8 protein-coding genes and 3 tRNA genes are annotated in these 18,106 nt (G+C 58.2%); 6 read left to right on the top strand and 5 right to left on the bottom strand.

Annotated elements, in window-relative coordinates; translation table 11 throughout:
- Positions 1–106 precede the first annotated feature (106 nt).
- The 3 genes from V9K67_RS17820 (at position 107) to V9K67_RS17810 (ending at position 7,090) form a co-directional block, all read left to right on the top strand.
- On the top strand, positions 107–3,343 hold the full coding sequence (locus tag V9K67_RS17820) for a SusC/RagA family TonB-linked outer membrane protein (RefSeq protein ID WP_336724738.1): 3,237 nt from the start codon (positions 107–109) through the stop codon (positions 3,341–3,343).
- A 20-nt stretch (positions 3,344–3,363) separates the two neighbouring features.
- Positions 3,364–4,992 (top strand): RagB/SusD family nutrient uptake outer membrane protein, encoded by a 1,629-nt coding sequence (locus V9K67_RS17815; protein WP_336724736.1) that lies wholly within the window; start codon positions 3,364–3,366, stop codon positions 4,990–4,992.
- A gap of 61 nt (positions 4,993–5,053) precedes the next feature.
- Entirely contained in the window at positions 5,054–7,090 is a 2,037-nt protein-coding gene (locus tag V9K67_RS17810) for a glycoside hydrolase family 127 protein (RefSeq protein ID WP_336724734.1), read from the top strand.
- 103 nt (positions 7,091–7,193) lie between these two features.
- On the opposite strand, the gene V9K67_RS17805 is transcribed toward V9K67_RS17810, so the two are convergent.
- From V9K67_RS17805 to V9K67_RS17795, 3 genes are all read right to left on the bottom strand, one after another.
- A tRNA-Met gene (locus V9K67_RS17805) sits at positions 7,194–7,265 on the bottom strand.
- 355 nt (positions 7,266–7,620) lie between these two features.
- A tRNA-Met gene (locus V9K67_RS17800) sits at positions 7,621–7,692 on the bottom strand.
- A 130-nt stretch (positions 7,693–7,822) separates the two neighbouring features.
- Positions 7,823–7,897 (bottom strand) — tRNA-Val (locus V9K67_RS17795).
- Between the two features lie 178 nt (positions 7,898–8,075).
- Here V9K67_RS17795 and V9K67_RS17790 point away from each other — a divergent pair.
- Positions 8,076–11,135, top strand: a complete 3,060-nt coding sequence (locus tag V9K67_RS17790) for a SusC/RagA family TonB-linked outer membrane protein (protein WP_336724731.1) — start codon at positions 8,076–8,078, stop codon at positions 11,133–11,135.
- A gap of 11 nt (positions 11,136–11,146) precedes the next feature.
- Entirely contained in the window at positions 11,147–13,018 is a 1,872-nt protein-coding gene (locus tag V9K67_RS17785) for a RagB/SusD family nutrient uptake outer membrane protein (protein ID WP_336724729.1), read from the top strand.
- Between the two features lie 336 nt (positions 13,019–13,354).
- On the opposite strand, the gene V9K67_RS17780 is transcribed toward V9K67_RS17785, so the two are convergent.
- Positions 13,355–14,887: an FAD-dependent monooxygenase gene (locus tag V9K67_RS17780; protein WP_336724727.1), complete on the bottom strand. Its 1,533-nt coding sequence runs from the start codon at positions 14,885–14,887 to the stop codon at positions 13,355–13,357.
- Positions 14,888–15,029: 142 nt separating this feature from the next.
- Between V9K67_RS17780 and V9K67_RS17775 the strand changes: the two genes are divergently transcribed.
- Entirely contained in the window at positions 15,030–16,262 is a 1,233-nt protein-coding gene (locus V9K67_RS17775) for a DUF3826 domain-containing protein (protein WP_336724725.1), read from the top strand.
- 66 nt (positions 16,263–16,328) lie between these two features.
- On the opposite strand, the gene V9K67_RS17770 is transcribed toward V9K67_RS17775, so the two are convergent.
- Positions 16,329–18,101 carry an aminopeptidase P family protein gene (locus V9K67_RS17770; protein ID WP_336724722.1) on the bottom strand — a complete coding sequence of 591 codons (1,773 nt, stop codon included), beginning with the start codon at positions 18,099–18,101 and terminating at the stop codon, positions 16,329–16,331.
- Positions 18,102–18,106: the final 5 nt, after the last annotated feature.

Below are 18,106 nucleotides of genomic sequence, written 5' to 3'. Positions count from 1 at the left end.
CCATGTAGTCTCTTTATTGTTTCACCTAAATCAAAACAAATTTATGCCTTTGATTGCTTGTCGCCCTCCCTTTAAACGAAAGGGGATGGGAAAAACTTTGTTACTGATGAAACTAACAGCCATCCTGTTGCTTGCCATTTGCCTGAACGTTCATGCCCGCGGGTTCTCCCAGTACGTTAACCTGTCGGAGCAGGGCGCGCCCCTGGAAAAAGTCTTTTCCGAAATCAACAAACAAACCGGTTATTCCTTCGTATACCGGAAAATGCTGCTGAAAAAAGCCAAACGCGTAACGGTCAACCTCACCAAAGCCAGCCTGAAACAGGTGCTGGACGTGTGTTTGCAGGACCAGCCGCTGACCTACTCCATCGTCGATAAGGTGGTGGTGATCAAAGAACGGGCGGAAGCCCCCAAGCGCGAACCCATCCATGCCCAGGTCGTGCAGGCGGTCGTCACCGGGAAGGTTGCGAACGACAAAGGCGAGCCCCTGGCCGGGGTGAGCGTGTCGGAAGTGGGCACCACCAACATGACCATTACCAAGGACGACGGCAGCTTTGCCCTGACGGTGACCGGGCCGGACGCCGTGCTGCAGTTCTCGTCGGTGGGTTTTGCCAAACGGCAGGTGCCGGTGAGCGGCCAGTCGTCGCTCCACGTCACCCTGCAGCAGGTGAATGCCAGCCTGAACGAGGTGGTGATCATCGGCTACGGCGCCCAGAAGCGGGCCAACGTCACCAGCGCCGTGGCCACGGTAAAGGCCGAGAACTTCGTCAAAGGTCCCGTTACGGACGCGGCCCAGCTGATCCAGGGTAAGGTGGCCGGCCTGAGCATCGCCACCCCCAGCGGCGACCCTACCGGCGGTTCGCAGATCCTCCTGCGCGGCAATACCACCCTGCTGGGCGCCAACTCCAACCCCCTGGTGCTGATCGACGGCATCCCCGGCGACCTCAAAACCGTAGCCCCCGAAGACATTGAGTCGATGGACGTGCTGAAGGACGGCTCCGCCGCCGCCATCTACGGCGTTCGCGGCACCAACGGCGTGATCATCATCACCACCCGCCGGGCCAGCGGCAACAACATCAACGCGGTGGACTACAGCGGCTCCGTCAGCACCCAGCGCATCGCCCGTAAAATGAATATGCTGACGGCGGAAGACTACCGCAAACAAATCGCCGACGGCAGCCGGGCCTCCTCCTGGGACCTGGGCAGCTCTACCGACTGGCTGGACGAAGTGACCCAAACCCCCATCAGCCATGTGCACAACCTCACCTTCCGTGGGGGGAACAGCCGGACCAACTACCTGGCCAACCTCAACTACCGCTACTTCGAAGGTATTTTCAAAAAATCGGACAACGCCACCTTCACCGGCCGCATGGACGTGAACCACGCGATGTTCGACAACAAGCTGAAAATTAACGTGGGCCTGCTCAATGCCAGCAACCGCTACACCACCACCGGCGACGGCCAGAGCTTCAACGGCTACACCTACCGCCAGGCACTGATCCGCAACCCGACCTCGCCGGTCCGCGATTCGGCCGGCAACTGGTTCGAGCAGGTCAGCCTGTTCAATTACGAAAACCCCCTGGCCCGCCTGTACGAAAGCGACGGCCGCAACAGCTCGCAGAATACACGCCTCAACGCCAACCTGTCGCTGACACCCGTGAAAGGACTGCGGCTGGCGTCCCTGTTCTCCTATACCCGCTACAACCAGACAAGGGGGTATTCCGAGACCAAGCGGCATATTTCCACCCTGCGCGATGCCCGCAACGGCTATGCCTCCGTGGGCAACGACCAGTCCATCGACCGCCTGATGGAGCTGACGGCGGAATATACCCACAACATCACCGACCACCGCATGACCCTGCTGGGCGGTTACAGCTACCAGGAGAATGACTTTATGGGTTCGTGGATGCAGAACTGGGATTTCCCCACCGATATTTTCGGCTACAGCGGCATCGGCATGGGCGACGCCCTGAAACGGGGCATTGCCCCCCAGTCGAGCACCCGGGCCGAAACCAACCTGATCGGCTTTTTCGGCCGGGCTACTTATAGCTACAAGGAAAAATACCTGCTGATGGCCAACCTGCGCCGCGAAGCCGCCAGCCAGCTCTACGGCACAAATAAGCCCTGGGGTACGTTCCCGGCCCTTTCGCTGGGCTGGCGTATCAGCCAGGAAGGCTTTATGCAGGGCCAGCACCTGTTCGACGACCTGAAGCTGCGGGCCGGCTACGGCGTTACCGGCACCCAGCCCACCACGCCCTTCATGGGCCTGGGCACCCTGGCCTACGGGGCGTATATCTACAACAACGGCCGCTGGATCCAGACCCTGGCGCCCGCCCGCAACCCCAACCCGTACCTGCGCTGGGAGGAAAAGCACGAGTCCAACCTGGGCCTCGACTTCTCGCTGCTGAAAGGACGCATCAGCGGGAACCTGGATTATTACCGTCGCCGCATCGAAGGCCTGCTGTACGACTTCCAGGTGCCCACCCCGCCCAACACCTTTGCCACCACCCGCGCCAACGCCGGCGTCATGGAAAACAAAGGGCTGGAAGTGCTGCTGAACTTCGTGCCGGTACAGCAAAAGGATTTTGTCTGGAACACCAGCGTGAACTTCTCCACGAACGCCAATAAGCTGATCAGCCTTTCCACGGAAACCTATACGACCACCAACGATTATTTTACCTCCGGCGGTACCGGCGAGCCGATCCAGACCTTTACCCACATCGTGAAGGTGGGCCAGAACATCGGCGACTTTTACGGCTTTAAAGTGGTGGACGTGACCGACAAGGGCGAGTGGATCTACGAGGACAAGGACGGCAAGGCGGTACCCCGCAGCCAGTTTGCCCAAACCTTTGAAAACAAGAAGGTACTGGGCAACGGCCTGCCCAAGTACTACGCCGGCTGGAACAACAACCTGCGCTACAAGAACCTCGACCTGGCCGTGACCATGCGGGGCGCCTTCGGCTACCAGATCCTGAACTTCCAGCGGATGTATTACGAAAACACCAACCTCCAACAGTACAACCGCCTGAAGTCGGCCTACGACCCGGTCTTCAGCAAGGCCGTGCTGAGCAAGGACATGCCCCTGGAATTCAACAGCTATTATATTGAAGATGGTGATTTCTGGAAGATCGACAACATCACCCTGGGCTATAACCTCAAAAACACCGGCCTGAAGGCCATCCGGTCGGCCCGGGTGTTCGCCTCCACGCTCAACACCTTTATCCTCACCGGCTACAAGGGCATCGACCCCGAGGTAAACCGCATCGGCCTGAACCCCGGCAACGACGACCGTGATAAATATCCTACCACCCGCACCTTTACCCTGGGTGTCAACCTGAGTTTCTAACCAACCCGATGATTGCAAATATGAAAAAGAATACAACCTATATAGTTAGCGGCCTGCTGGCGCTTTCCCTGGGAATGACCGCCTGTACGAAGCTGAAAGATAAAAGTTACAACGAGGTGATCGAAAGCCAGTTCTCCCCGGAAACCAGCCAGGACGTGGCGGCCCTGGTGGGCGCCGCCTACGTGGACTGGCGCCTGCTGCTCAACGACTGGAACGGTGTATGGCGGGCCCAGGAAGTGTCGGGCGACCAGGTGGTGATCCCGGCCCGGCCCAACGGCTGGGTGGACGGCGGCGTGTACCGCCGCATCCACGAGCACAAGTGGACCGCCGACGAAGAGATCGTCACCAACGGCTGGAACCGCACCTACCGCGGCATCACCACCACCAACCGCATCATCTACCAGATCGAGTCCGGCCGCATCCCCGTGACCACGGGCAAGGAGGCGATCCTGGCAGAGTTGAAAGTGCTGCGGGCTTCCTATTACTACGTGCTTTGCGACTTTTTCGGCAACGTGCCCATCGTGGACCGCTTCGACGTGCCCGAAGGCTTTTTGCCGAAGCAGAACACCCGCAAAGAAGTATATGATTTCGTCGTCAAAGAAATCACCGACAACCTGCCGTTGCTCAGCGCGAAAAACGACCCCTCCACCTACGGGCGGTTCAACAAATGGGCGGCCTACACCCTGCTGGCCAAGATGTACCTGAACGCGGAAGTGTACACCGGTACGCCCGCCTGGCAGCAGGTGATCAGTGCCTGCGATGCCGTCATCAACTCGGGCGCGGGCTATACCCTGGAAGGGGCCCAGAAGAGTGTGTTCCGCACCGAGAACCAGAATTCCAAAGAGATCATCTTCGCCCTGCCCTTCGATGAAAAGTACGTGACCAACTGGAACGCCTTCGACCTGCACATGGAAACGCTCCAGCCCGAGAACCAGGCCACCTATAATTTCCAGGGGGCGCCCTGGGGCGGCATCTGCGCCATCCCGCAGTACATCAGCACCTTCGATACCGACGACAACCGCTACAAGCTCAACTGGATCAAGGGACAGCAGTACACGGCCGCCGGCCAGCCCATCAACGCAACCCTGGGCGCCTTTGCCGGCAAGCCCCTGGCGTACGTGAACGAGGTGCCCGGTGTGGACAAGTCCGAAGCCGTGCACGGGTTCCGCCTGGGCAAGTTCGAGTACAAGCAGGGCGCTGCGGTTCAATTGAGCAACGACTACCCTTTGCTGCGCTATGCCGACGTGCTGCTGATGAAGGCCGAGGCCCTGCTGCGGACCGGCCAGGCCGATGCCGCCGCCGCCCTGGTAACGCAGGTGCGCCTGCGCAACTTCCCCGACAACCCGGCCAAAGCCACGGTTACCGGCGCCGACCTGCAAAAGGGAAGCTCCTACAGCTATGGCCTGCGCAACCATCTTACGTCCACCACCGAAGGCGGCGCCGACATCCAGTACGGCCGCTTCCTCGACGAGCTGGGCTGGGAGTTTGAGCAGGAGGGCCGCCGCCGGCAGGACCTGGTCCGCTTCGGCGTCTTTACCCGCAAGTCCTGGCTGTCGCATACCCCCAACGGCGACTACCGTTCCCTGTTCCCCATCCCCCGCGTGGAGCTGAACAAAAACGCCAACCTGGTTCAAAACAAAGGATACTAATAACCAAAGAAATTTCGTCTCGCCCCAGGCGAGACGAAATCCCCAAAGTCATACCTCCATCATGAAGAAAACATTGCTGTCCCTTTCTCTTCTTACATCCCTGGCCTTGTGTGGCCAGCAAAGCGATTATCCCATCCGGGCCGTGAATTTCACCTCGGTAAAATTTACCGACAACTTCTGGCTGCCCCGCCTGCGGTCGAACCATACCGGCACGATTGCCGCTTCCTTTGAGCGCTGCGAAAGCACCGGGCGCGTCAAAAACTTTGAAATGGCCGCCACCCGCCAGGGAGCCTTCTGCACCAAGTTCCCCTTCGACGATACCGACATTTACAAAACCATTGAAGGGGCTTCGTATTCGTTAAGCCTGTTCCCGGATAAAAAGCTGGAAGCCTATATCGACTCGCTGATCGTGAAGGTCGGCAAAGCCCAGGAGCCCGACGGCTACCTGTACACGGCCCGCACCATCGACCCCCAACACCCGCATTCCTGGGCCGGAAAGGAGCGCTGGCAGAGGGAGCGGGAGTTGAGCCACGAGCTGTATAATGCCGGCCATTTGTACGAAGCGGCCGCCGCCCATTACTATGCCACGGGGAAAAAGAACTTATTGAACATCGCCCTGAAGAACGCCGACCTGGTGTGCTCCGTTTTCGGTCCCGGCAAACAGCATGTGGCGCCCGGCCACGAGATCGTGGAAATGGGGCTGGTAAAACTGTACCGCATCACCGGCAAGAAAGAGTACCTCGAAAGCGCGAAGGATTTTATCGAGGAGCGGGGGCATTATAATGGCTACGATGCCAAAAGCAAGGACCCCTGGAAGAACGGGGCCTACTGGCAGGACCACCAGCCGGTGGCCGACCAGGCGGAAGCTATCGGCCATGCCGTACGGGCCGCTTACCTCTATTCGGGTATGGCCGATGTGGCGGCGCTGACCGGCGATCAGAAGCTGCTGCAGTCGGTGGACAAGATCTGGGAGAATGCCGTCAGTAAAAAAATGTATGTGCAGGGCGGCATCGGCGCCGTTCCCAGCGGGGAGCGCTTCGGCGATAATTACGAACTACCCAATGCCACGGCCTACAACGAAACCTGCGCCGCCATTGCCAACGTGTATTGGAACTACCGCATGTTCCTGCTCCACGGCGATGCGAAATACATGGATATTTTGGAAAAGTCGTTGTACAATGCGCTGATCTCTGGGGTGGGCCTGGATGGCAAATCGTTTTTCTACAGCAATGCCATGCAGGTGAAAAACAGCTTTACGCACCATGCCCTGGAGCCGGCCCGCGCCGGCTGGTTCGAATGCTCGTGCTGCCCCACCAATGTGAGCCGCCTGCTGCCGTCCATCCCGGGTTATGTTTATGGTCAGAAAGAAGGAGAGGTGTACGTGAACCTGTTCGTGAACAGCACTGCTACCGTAGCGGTACGCAACAAGCCCGTGATCCTGCAGCAGCAGAACAACTACCCCTGGGACGGCAACCTGAAATTTACCGTGTCGCCTAAAAGCGCCAGCGCCTTTACCCTGCGGATCCGTATCCCGGGCTGGGCGCAGAACCAGGCCATGCCTTCCGACCTGTACACCTTTGCCGGCAACAGCCAGGAAAAAGTGCGCATTAAAGTCAATGGCCAGCCGGTGGACGTTGTTACGGAGAAAGGGTATGCCGGCATCAGCCGTACCTGGAAAAAAGGGGATGTGGTGGAAGTTTATTTGCCCATGGAAGTGAGAAGGGTAGTGGCTAATGAAAAAGTAAAGGACGATGCGGGCAAAGTGGCCCTGCAACGCGGGCCGCTGGTGTACTGTGCCGAAGGGGTCGATAACGGCGGAAAGGCCACCAACATCCTGCTGCCGGCTACAGCATCCTTCACGGCGGCGTACCAGCCCGGACTGTTGAATGGCGTTACGGTGTTGAAAACCGAGGTGCCGGTAATTAACATTGAGCAGAATGGTGCAAGCATCAGCACGGTTCGGAAGACGGTCACCGCCATCCCGTATTATGCCTGGGCCAACAGGGGCCGCAGTGAAATGACGGTCTGGTTCCCGGAAGCGGTCAAAGATGTCGACCTCGTAACCACCAATCCTGAGGGAAAGATTGAATTGAAATAATAGTGAGTGATAAACTAAAAATGCCCGGTTTCCCGGGCATTTTTAGTTGTGGTAGTTCTTATAAAAAGAATAAGCCTCCCGAAAGGAGGCTTATTCTTTTTTGTTGCGAAGGGGAGGATCGAACTCCCGACCTTCGGGTTATGAGCCCGACGAGCTACCGCTGCTCTACTTCGCGGTGCAAATATAGGGGGATTGTCCGAGTGCGAACAATTTATGGTTATGTTTTTTTGGGAAACTATCAAGTACGTATAACCGAAACATTTATCGGCGGAAAAGCGAGCAACAATCATAAGCCCGGTGGCAACCTTTAAGACTGTCATGCCGAACGCAGTGAGGCATCCCGTCGGGAAAGAAGGATTGTTTCTATTCGAAGGAGGGGCTTCCTTTTCCAGAGAAATACTTTTCAGGTACCGACGGGATGCCTCACTGCGTTCGGCATGACAGTCTTAAAGGAACGCTTTTTTCTACTCGTCATTGGCAGGGCAGGCCTGAAAATAAAAAAGCTTCCCGTTGGGGAAGCCTTTTTTCTGTTGCGAAGGGGAGGATCGAACTCCCGACCTTCGGGTTATGAGCCCGACGAGCTACCGCTGCTCTACTTCGCGGTGCAAATATAGGGGGATTGTTCGAGTACGGACAATTTATGGTTGATTTTTTTCCGGATGCTAACAGGAAGGTATAATCGAAATGATGTGGGAATGGGAGGGAGGAAGAAAAAAGAAAAAGGAGAAGAAGTGCAGGAGGTCGGATTCGAACCGACCACCTCGACCGTGTCATAGTCGCGCTCTGCCCAGAGTGAGCTACTCCTGCAATGGGGCTCCAAATTAGGGGATTCCTTTCTATTCATCAAAAATCATTTTTTTTAAAAAAGTAAAATAATCCATGAGAATCGTAAAAAGGTGCACCTGCCGGGGCCCGCGCCCCGCCTACCTTTAACCTGCCGGGAGGGATACCCCCTTCCTGGGTTAACTACTAAACGATTTTGCATATGAAACCCTATGTGCTTGCCATTGGGGGCATGCTGCTGCTGTCTGCCCCTGCCTTCGCCGCACCACATTCCTACAGCAACGACATCCAAAAATTCTTGCAGGCCCACCCGGTCACCGGCGTGGTGACGAATGAAAAAGGAGAACCCCTGTCCGGCGTGACCGTAAGGGTCAAAGGCTCCGGCCTCGCCACCACTACCGACGCCAAAGGCCTGTTCCGCCTGGACCTGCCCACCGGCAAGGAAGTGCTCGAATTCAGCTCCGTCGGCTTTAAGCCCAGGGAACTGGCCATCGGCGGCAAAGCCACCCTCAACGTACGCCTGGAAGAAACCGCCTCCACCCTCAACGACGTGGTGGTGATCGGCTATGGTACCGCCAAACGCAAAGACCTGACCGGCTCGATCTCCACCGTCAAGGCCGCCGATATCGCCCTCAGCCCCGTGAGCAGTCCCATGGAGGCCCTGCAAGGAAGGGTGGCCGGACTCGACATCCAGCGCACCAGCGGCCGCGCCGGCACCAACCCCGACGTGCTGCTGCGGGGCAACCGCTCCATCGACGGCGGCCAAAGCCCACTCTATATTATTGACGGCATCCAGGGCAACATCACCAACCTGAACCCCAACGACATCGAAAGCATCGACGTCCTGAAGGACGCCTCCGCCACCGCCATCTACGGCGTCCAGGGCGCCAACGGCGTGATCATGATCACCACCAAAAAAGCGGCGGCCGGAAAAATCCAGGTGGATGCCAACAGCTATTACGGCGTCAACGGCTTCGCCTCCTTCCCCCGGCCGCTGGACGGCGACCAGTGGCTGAGCTACATGCGGGACCGCTACATCGCCGCCAATGGCAGTGAACCCAACCAGGAAGTGGACTACCTGACCCCCGAAATGATCGCCTTTAAAAACAACGGCCAGTGGGTGAACTGGGTGGACGAGACCCTGCAAATGGGCGCGCAGCAAAACCACCACCTTTCCTTAAGAGGAGGTACCGACAAAACCCGTGGCTATTTCTCCCTCGGCTTTATCGGCGAAAAGGGCATTTATAAAAACGACATGTCGAAAATCCTGAATACCCGGGCGGGCGTCGACCTGACCGTCAACCGCTTCCTCAAGGCCGGTATCCAGACGATCTTCACCGCCCGGAACAACGACGCCACCAACAGCCGCGTCAACAAGGCCTACGGCCTCGTGCCCCTGGGCGTTCCCTACAACGAGGACGGAAGCGTCAACCTCAAACCCCTGGGCGCCACCACGTCTACGATCAGTCCTATCGCCAACTATGCCCCCGGCGTATGGGTGGATAATTCCAAAAACCTGAGCCTGAACCTCAACCCCTATATCGAGCTGACCCCGGTGCGGAACCTGATCCTCCGCTCCAACTTCGGCGGCAGTATCTCCGGCAGCCGCTCGGGCCTGTTCCAGAACGAAAAGTCCTACAACCTGGCCTCCGAAAACCGCGTCACCAAGATCGGGGAATACGACACCGACCTGGGCTACAGCTATACCTGGGAAACCTTTGCCACCTATAACTATACGCTCCGCAACGACCACAACTTTTCGGTGACCGCCCTGACCTCCATGGCCAAGTCGAAGAACGAAGAATCGTCGCTGGTAGTGGAAGGCATGGATTACGACAACTACCAGTTTTACAACATGGACGCGGGCACCAACGTCTCCAGCCGCTCCACCAGCTACGACGAGACCAGCCGGATGTCGTACGGCGGCCGCCTGAACTACAGCTACAAAGGAAAATACCTGCTGACGGCCTCCAACCGCTGGGACGGCGCTTCCCAGTTGTATAAGAACTGGGCGTCCTTTCCCTCCGTGGCCCTGGCCTGGCGCATCAGCGACGAAGCCTTCATGAGCAACACCAAAACCTGGTTCAGCAACCTGAAGCTGCGGGCCAGCTACGGCGTCACCGGCAACAGCAGCATCGCTCCGTATCAAAGCCTGACGGAAGTAGTGTCCAAGGCCGCGAACCTTTCCCTGGGCGGCTCCAGCGTACTGCCGGTCTATGTATTGAAGCAGGCCCTGGCCAACCCCGACCTGACCTGGGAGAAAAGCTATACCACCAACCTCGCCCTGGACATGTCGTTTTTGCGGAACCGGATTGACCTGACGGCGGAAGTGTACCACACCAATACCGACGGCGTGCTGTACCGCCGCAAGATGCCGTTCACCTCCGGCGGCTTCGATGCCAAGAACGCGTATACCCGGGCCTCCAACATCGCCGAAACCGAAAACAGGGGCGTAGAGATTACGCTGAATTCCAAAAATATTTCCACGCCGAAATTCCAGTGGAACAGCACCCTGATCTTCACCGCCGCCCGCGAAAAGCTCAAAGCCATCAACCTCGGGAACAAGGAAGCCGCTACCCAGCTGATCTCCGAAGGCCTGTTCCCCGGCCAGCCGCTGAATACGATCTACGGCTACAAGAAAACCGGCATCTGGCAACTGGGCGAAGAAACCGAAGCGGCCCTGTACGGTGCCGTGCCCGGCGACATCAGGCTGGCTACCGTGCCCAAAACCGGTACCGACGGCACCTCGGACAAAGGGGTCCATGCCTATTCCGCCGCCGACCGCATGGTGCTGGGACACGAAAACCCGGACTGGTTCCTCGGTTTTCAGAACTCCTTTTTCTACAAAGGGCTCGACCTGACCGTGTTTATGAACATGCGCTACGGCCAGACCATCAACGCGCAGCTGCTGGGTTACTGGAACACGACGGCCCAACCGGCGTCGTACAACTACTGGATGCCGACCAACGCCACCAACGATTTTCCCAAGCCGGGCTCCCGATTGAGCCAGACCTACCAATCGGCCCTGTCCATTGCCGACGGCTCGTATTTCAAGATCAAGAACGTGACCCTGGGCTATACCTTGCCCGCGAAGATCGCCGACAAGGTGTCCCTGTCGCGGCTGCGGGTCTACGGCACCGCCTACAACCCCCTGATCGTCACAAAAAGCCCCCTGCTGAAGGATGTCGACCCCGAAACCGGCGGCACGGATTCCTTCCCCCTGTACAAGCAAATCGTCTTTGGTGTTAACGTATCCTTTTAATGCAAGTCATCATGAAATCTATCTATAAACATATTTCCGCCGGCCTCGTCCTGGCCACCCTGTTGTCCACCTCCTGCCAGAAGCTGGATGAATACAACCCCGCCACCATCAGCGTCGACCAGGCGTATAAAGAAAAAACCGGCCTCGAAGGCGCCATCAACGGCTGCTATACCGACCTGTACTTCCTGCACGGGAAGATCGACTTCATCGGGCCCACCGAACTGGGTACCGACAGCTGGATCAACGTGGGCAGCGCTGAATCGGGCTTTTCCATCTACGACAATACCCTCAACACCACCACGGGTACCCTGACGGTGATGTGGAACGCCTTTTATTCCATTATCAATTACTGCAATACGGCCATCAACTATGCAAAGGATGTAAAAGGCTACAACAGCCAGCAGGAAGTGAATGCAAAAGTGGCCGAGGCCTATTTCATCCGCGCTTATGCCAACTTCAACCTGGTGGAACAATTCGGCGGCGTGGTGCTGCTGTCGAAGTCGGCTGCCGAAGGCGGCATCGAGTCGGCGCCTAAAAGAAGCACGGAAAAAGAGTTTTACGACGCCATCATCGCCGACCTGAAGTTCGCCTGCGACAACCTGCCCTACGAGCAGGCCTTGCGGGGCCGGGTCACCAAAAAGGCGGCCTACGGCCTGCTGTCGAAGGTGTACCTGCAGCGGACGCGCCTGGGCGAGAAAGAGCAATATGCCCAGCTGGCCCTGGCCGCGGCGGAAGAATTGATCAATAACCCCGTGAAGTATAAGTGTGCGCTGTATGCCAGCGATGCCGCCAAGTCGGGCTTTACCAAATTATGGGAGGGCGCCAACAACAAGAACAATTCGGAGTTCCTGTTCATCCAGGCCATCGATGCTACCGCCGGCCTGAACCCGGAGGGCTATAACCGCGGCCGCACCCGCCAGTACTACCTGCCCGACCTGGGCGGCAGGGGCGCAGAATGGGGCGCCCGGGAAACCAGCATCCTGTACGGACGCTCCAACACCCGCCGGTTCCGGCCCACGAAGTACCTGCTGACCACCGTTTTCGAGCCCAGCGAAACCACGGCCGATACCCGCTTCAAGGAAACCTTTACCTATAAGTTTTACGCCAATGCCGACAAGAAGATCACCGATGCCATGGCCACCGCTTATAACAAGGACGCCTCCGTGGTAGGGAAGACCATCCTGGGAACGACGGCGCAGTATGCGGGACCGAATTATTTCCTGGGCGCCGGCGCGCAGCTGGAAGAGGAAAAGAACATGACCAATGATGCCGGCCTGGCGGTGTTCACGCCCAACTGGACCATCGATCCGGCGGTGAAAAGAAAGATGCCGATGCTGGTGGCCGATCCCAGCGACCTGTTCAGCACCGCTACCGGCGACTACAAGTCCGGCACCGAAATTCCCACCGGTGCGCCCAACCTGACAAACGTCTTCCCGGCCATGCGGAAGTTCTCTTCCAAGATGTGGGTGTATACCAACCAGTACTGGATGGGCGACATGCCGATCATCCGCTTAGGGGATATTTACCTGGTGGCGGCGGAAGCGGCGCTGCTGGCGGGCAACGATCAGCAAAAGGCGGCCGGCTATATCAACGTGATCCGCAAACGGGCCGCTCTCAAAGACCGCGAGAACGAGCAGGTGATTGCCCCGGCCCAGGCCACCGTCGATTTCCTGGTGCAGGAGCGGGCCCGCGAGCTTTCGGGTGAGCAATGGCGTTGGTACGACCTGAAGCGCACCGGCAAGCTGACCAAGTCGTACTTGCAGGCCACCAACAATGCCGCCTCCGTCAATTTCGACGAGGGCAAACACAAGGTGCGCCCGATTCCCCAATCCACCCTGGATGCCATCACCAATGCCCAGGAGTTCGGAACGAACGGGTACTAATCCGGTACCGGTTTTTTTAATGCATAAATGCAGGAACGTAGCGCTACGTTCCTGCATTTTTTTTGGGGAGGCGTAAAACCTCTCCCCCGGCCCCGCAAGCGGGGCCACCCCCTCCCCACATAGGGAGGGGGGAAGTCAGCGTGGCTTCGCGGGAGACCAGATTTTTTTTAGAACACGATGAAATTGTTGGTTTTCAGTAATTTTTTTCTGGGTGCGAAATGATTTTATGCGGAGCTACGGGACTTAACCCCTCCCTATGTGGGGAGGGGTCGGTTTCGCCTTTGGCGAAACCGGGGGAGAGGTTTTACGCTGGTCGTAAAAGGAAATTTCAGTTTACTACCCGGGGGCGATTTTCCGGAAAAATCCCCTCACTTGTTCCGGGTCGGGGCCGATATAAGAAATATGGTTGTCGGGGCGGAGGAGCACGTAAAAATTTTGTGCGTCGCCGAACAGGCCTTTGGGGATTTCCTGAAAGCGGTAACGCTCCGGTTCTATTTTTCCAGGAGTTGTAAACGCATCATTCTCCGGGGGGCCGAAGAACAGCAGCTTGAAGGCGGGCTGGGCCAGGTAACTGAAAACGGACGTGCCGTCGGAAAAAACAAAAAAGGGCATGCGGTCGCCGGCCTTTACGGTGCCGATGGAGCTTTTGAGGGTCAGTCCGCTGTCGGGGTAGGCAATGCCGGTCTGGGAAAGGAAGGGAAAGATCCGCCGGCGGAAGAACGCCTGCCCCGTGACCCACCGGAACAACAGGGGAAAGAAACGAAGCCGTAAAAAATCCCAAAGCCTGTTGGAGCCCGCCATGATGTCGAACATCCGGTCGGTGGAGCGCAGCAGGCGCCGGGCATTCTGTGACCGCTCCGTTCCATAGGTGGCGAGCACGTCTTCGTTTACGGTGCCCCGCAGGACAAAGGCCAGCTTCCAGGCCAGGTTGTAGGCGTCCTGGATGCCGGTATTCATGCCCTGCCCGCCGGCCGGCGTATGGATATGGGCGGCATCGCCCGCCAGGAAACAGCGCCCCTGTTGAAAAGCGCCCGCCATCCGGCTATGTACCTTGTAGGTGGAGAACCAGCGCAGTTCCTCGAATTGAACGGGGGAAACGATGTCCTTTTTTAATTGTTGGTCCAGTTGTTCAAACGTCCATTGCTCTTCCCCGGCTTCGGGCAGCACCCCCACGATGCGGTAATGACCGGCGCCTTCCATGGGAAAAAAAAGCACGAATCCTTTCCGCACCAGGTAGAGGTACAGCTCATCGCGGCAAATGACGGGGCTGCTCATGCGTACGTCGGCCACGTAAAATAGTTTCGGCTCCGTGCTGCCCGAAAACGGCAGCCCCAACTGGTGGCGTACCGGGCTGCCGGCGCCGTCGCAGGCTACCAAATAAGCAGCCGTAAGACGGTGTTCCTGGCCGTGGCCGTCGCGGTAGCGCAGGGTGACCCCGCTTTCTTCCGGATTCATCTGCAACAGTTCGGCGTTCCAGCGGATGCTTTTTCCCTGTTCCTGCAGGTAATCGGCCAGGAGCTGTTCGGTCTGGCTTTGCTCCAGCGACAGCACAAAGGGAAAAGGCGTCTTTCCCTTGCCCAGGCCGTTCAGGTCGAGGAAGGCCCTTTTGCTGCCCCGGGCATACATATTTAAGCCCATCGTGGTGCGGCCTTCCCCGATGGCTTTGGCGGCAAGGCCCAGCTCTTCGAAAATTTCAAGGCTCCGGGCCTGCACCACCAGGGCTTTGGAAAGGGGGGTGGGACCATCCTTCTTGTCGAGGAGGACAAAGTCGATCCCGAACCGCAGCAGCTGTGCGGCCAGGCTCAATCCTGTCGGGCCTGCCCCGACGATGGCCACCTGGGTGGATAATTGGTCCGGGGAATGCTTCATGGTGCAGGCGGTTGATCGTTTCTAAAATTACGATAATAGTAAAGGTATCCATCAGTACAGTCATATGTGACATTGCCCGGGGATGGCCGGCAAACTACCTTCACTTTCCTGAAAAGCGATTGCTCTTACTTAAACCATAGAAATGAAACGAAACGCACTGCCGCTCCTGCTGACCCTGTGCCTGGCACAGGCCGCCCTGGGCCAAACCGCTGCCCACAACAAAGACGAACAACTCCAATACCAGCAGGTGGTCACCGAACGCTCCCACAAGATCGTGGCGGGCCTGGGAATCACCGACTCCACCAGGTTTTACCAGGTGCGCGCAATCATCGCCCAGCAGTACCGCGACCTCCGGGAGATCCACGATAAGCGCGACCTCCAGCTGAAGGCCGCCAAAGAAAAGCCGGGAGTGGCAAAGGAAAAGGTGGAAGCGCAGGTGGCGGCCATCACGGCTGCGGCCGTGAAGCAGCAGGATAAGCTGCATGCCCGCTACCTGTCGCGGCTGTCGAAGCTGCTGACCGCCGAACAGGTGGTCGGCGTCAAGGACGGCATGACCTACGGGGCGTTTCCGGCCACCTATAACAACTACCTGGCCATGATTCCCTCCCTGACACAGGAACAGAAAGCAACGATCCACGGCTGGCTGTCCGAAGCAAGGGAGCACGCCATGGACGAAGGCTCTTCCAAGGAAAAGCTGGCCTGGTTCGGCAAGTACAAAGGCAAGGTGACCAACTACCTGACCACTGCCGGCTACGACCTGAAAAAGGAAGAAGCGGCCTGGATGCAGCGCATCAAGGCCGGCAAAGGAGCCGGTAGTCCCGAAGCAGCCAAAAAGGCGGCCGTTTTGGCGGAAGGCCTGGGCCTGGAAGGGGCGGAAAAACGCACCCGCGTACAGGCATTGCTGGCCGGGCACCTCGATAGCCTGTTGCTGGTATTCCGGGAGCGCAAAGCGGGCATGGACGAGGCCAAAGCCCTCAGTGGAGCGGCAGCGGAAGAAAAAAGCCGGAAAGCCTGGGATGCTTCCGTAGGCCGGCTGAACAAGATCCATGCGGTTTTTCTGGGAAAACTCTCGGTAGAACTGACGGCCCCGCAGATTGAGCAGCTAAAGGATGCCATGACCGAAGGCGGCCTGCAGCGGGAGTACGATCACTACCTGGAGCTGTTCCCCCATCTTAGTGAACTGCAAAAAGCCCAGGTGATCACTTACCTGAAGGAAGCCCGCGAGAATGCCATGGATGCGGAAACGGAAGAAATGAGAAGCGCCTGGTTCATCAAGTACCGGGGACGTGCCAACAACTTCCTGGCCGCCGCCGGCTACGACCTGCGAAAAGCCACCGAAGAACTGGATGCGAAAAAAGCGGCCGCTAAAAAATAAAAACAAGGCCGGTATTAAAAATAGCAAAAGAGACAGCCGCTACAGCTGTCTCTTTTGCATTTAGGGTCAGATGGGCCGGCATTTTTGCTGCAGCCACCGGGCTTCTTCCGCGTCCAGGTAGGGCGACAGGCTGTGGTACACCCGCTCGTGATAAGCATTCAGCCACTGCCGGTGCGCCTCGGGCAACAGGTCCGGCAAAACAGGCCGGGTGTCAATCGGGGCCAGGGTAAGGGTTTCAAAGCTTAAAAACTCCCCGAACTCCGTGGCGTCGCTGTTGACCGTAAGCACCAGGTTTTCGATGCGGACGCCGTGTTTGCCCGGCCGGTAGATGCCCGGCTCAATAGAGGTGATCATGCCCGGCTCCAGGGCCACCGGCTGCGGTGCCGGACCGATGTTTTGCGGGCCCTCGTGCACGTTCAGGAAATAGCCGATGCCGTGCCCGGTTCCATGGCCGTAGTTGATGCCCTGCTCCCACAGGGGCGCCCGCACCAGTGCATCCACCTGGTAGCCTTTGGTTCCTTTGGGAAACCGGGCGGAGGACCCGGCCAGCAGGGCCGACAGCACCAGCGTATAATCCCTTTTCTCTTCCAGCGAATTTTCGCCCAGCGAAACGGTCCGGGTAATATCCGTGGTGCCGTAGCGGTACTGGCCGCCGGAATCCAGCAGGTACAGCCCCCGGGGCTGCAGTTCGGCCTCGGTTTCGGGCTCGGGGTGGTAATGCGGCAGGGCGGCACTGGCCTGGTAGCCGCTGATGGAAGCAAAGCTGGGACCGGCAAAGTTTTGATGTTGTTCGCGGAACCATAAGGCCTTATCGGCGGCGCTGATCTCGGTGATCTTTTCTTTTCCCAGAAAATCTTCCAGCCACTTGAAAAACCGCGTCAGCGCCAGGCCGTCGGTGATCATGCACTGTCGGAAGTGCCGGAGCTCCACCTCGTTTTTAACGGCTTTGGCAACAGTGGTCGGGTTGGTCTCCAGCCGCACCCGGGTCGTGGCGGGCAGCAGCGTGTACAGTTTATAGTTGGTGCGCCTGTCGTCCAGCAGCACGGTGGCGTCGCCGGGGAGTTGGGCGATGGTGGGAACGATGCCGGTATAAGGCAGCACCGCCAGGCCGTTGGCGGCCAGTGCCTGTTCGGTTGCAGGGTCTATCTTTTCCTTATCGATAAAAAGGGCCGCTTCCTGCCGGTCCAGCAGCACAAAGCTGGTGACCACGGGGTTGTACGCCACATCCTGTCCCCGCAGGTTGCACAGCCAGGCTACGTCGTCCAGGGTGGAAACCAAATGGTGGCTGCAACCGGAGCGGTCCAGGGCGGAGCGCAGCTGTTGCAGCTTTTCGGCGATCGTTTTTCCGCAGGCTTCTTCCGGCAGCAAAAAGGCAGGGGCGGAGGGAAGCGGCGGCCGGTTTTCCCAGAGTAGGCTCATGAGATCCTGGTCGGCCAGCTGCAATTGGCGGCGCTCCAGCTGCTCTTTGAGCTGTAACCCCAATTGAACGGACAGGAGGCGGAAATCAACGGCCACCGTGGCGCCTGCCGGCAGGTGCTCCGCCAGCCAGGCGATGTATTCCGGGGTATGGGGCACCTTGAGCTGTACCAGTTCGTAGCCCGTTCCTTCCAGCTGGCTTTCGGCCTGGGTAAAATAGCGCGAATCCGTCCACAGGCCGGCAAAGCCCTGCGTAATGACCAGGGTGCCGGCGGAGCCCGTAAACCCGGAGGCAAACCGCACCGCTCTGTAATGCTCCGGCAAGTATTCGCTCAGGTGCGGGTCGGAAGAGGGAAGGATACAGGCTGCTACCTGGTTTTCTTTCAGCAACGCCCGTATGGCCGTTAATCGTTCTTTATACATAGTCT

The organism is Huijunlia imazamoxiresistens (assembly GCF_037132455.1).
Classification (GTDB): Bacteria; Bacteroidota; Bacteroidia; order Chitinophagales; family Chitinophagaceae; genus Flavisolibacter; species Flavisolibacter imazamoxiresistens.
This window is presented reverse-complemented; position numbering and strand designations above follow the sequence as displayed.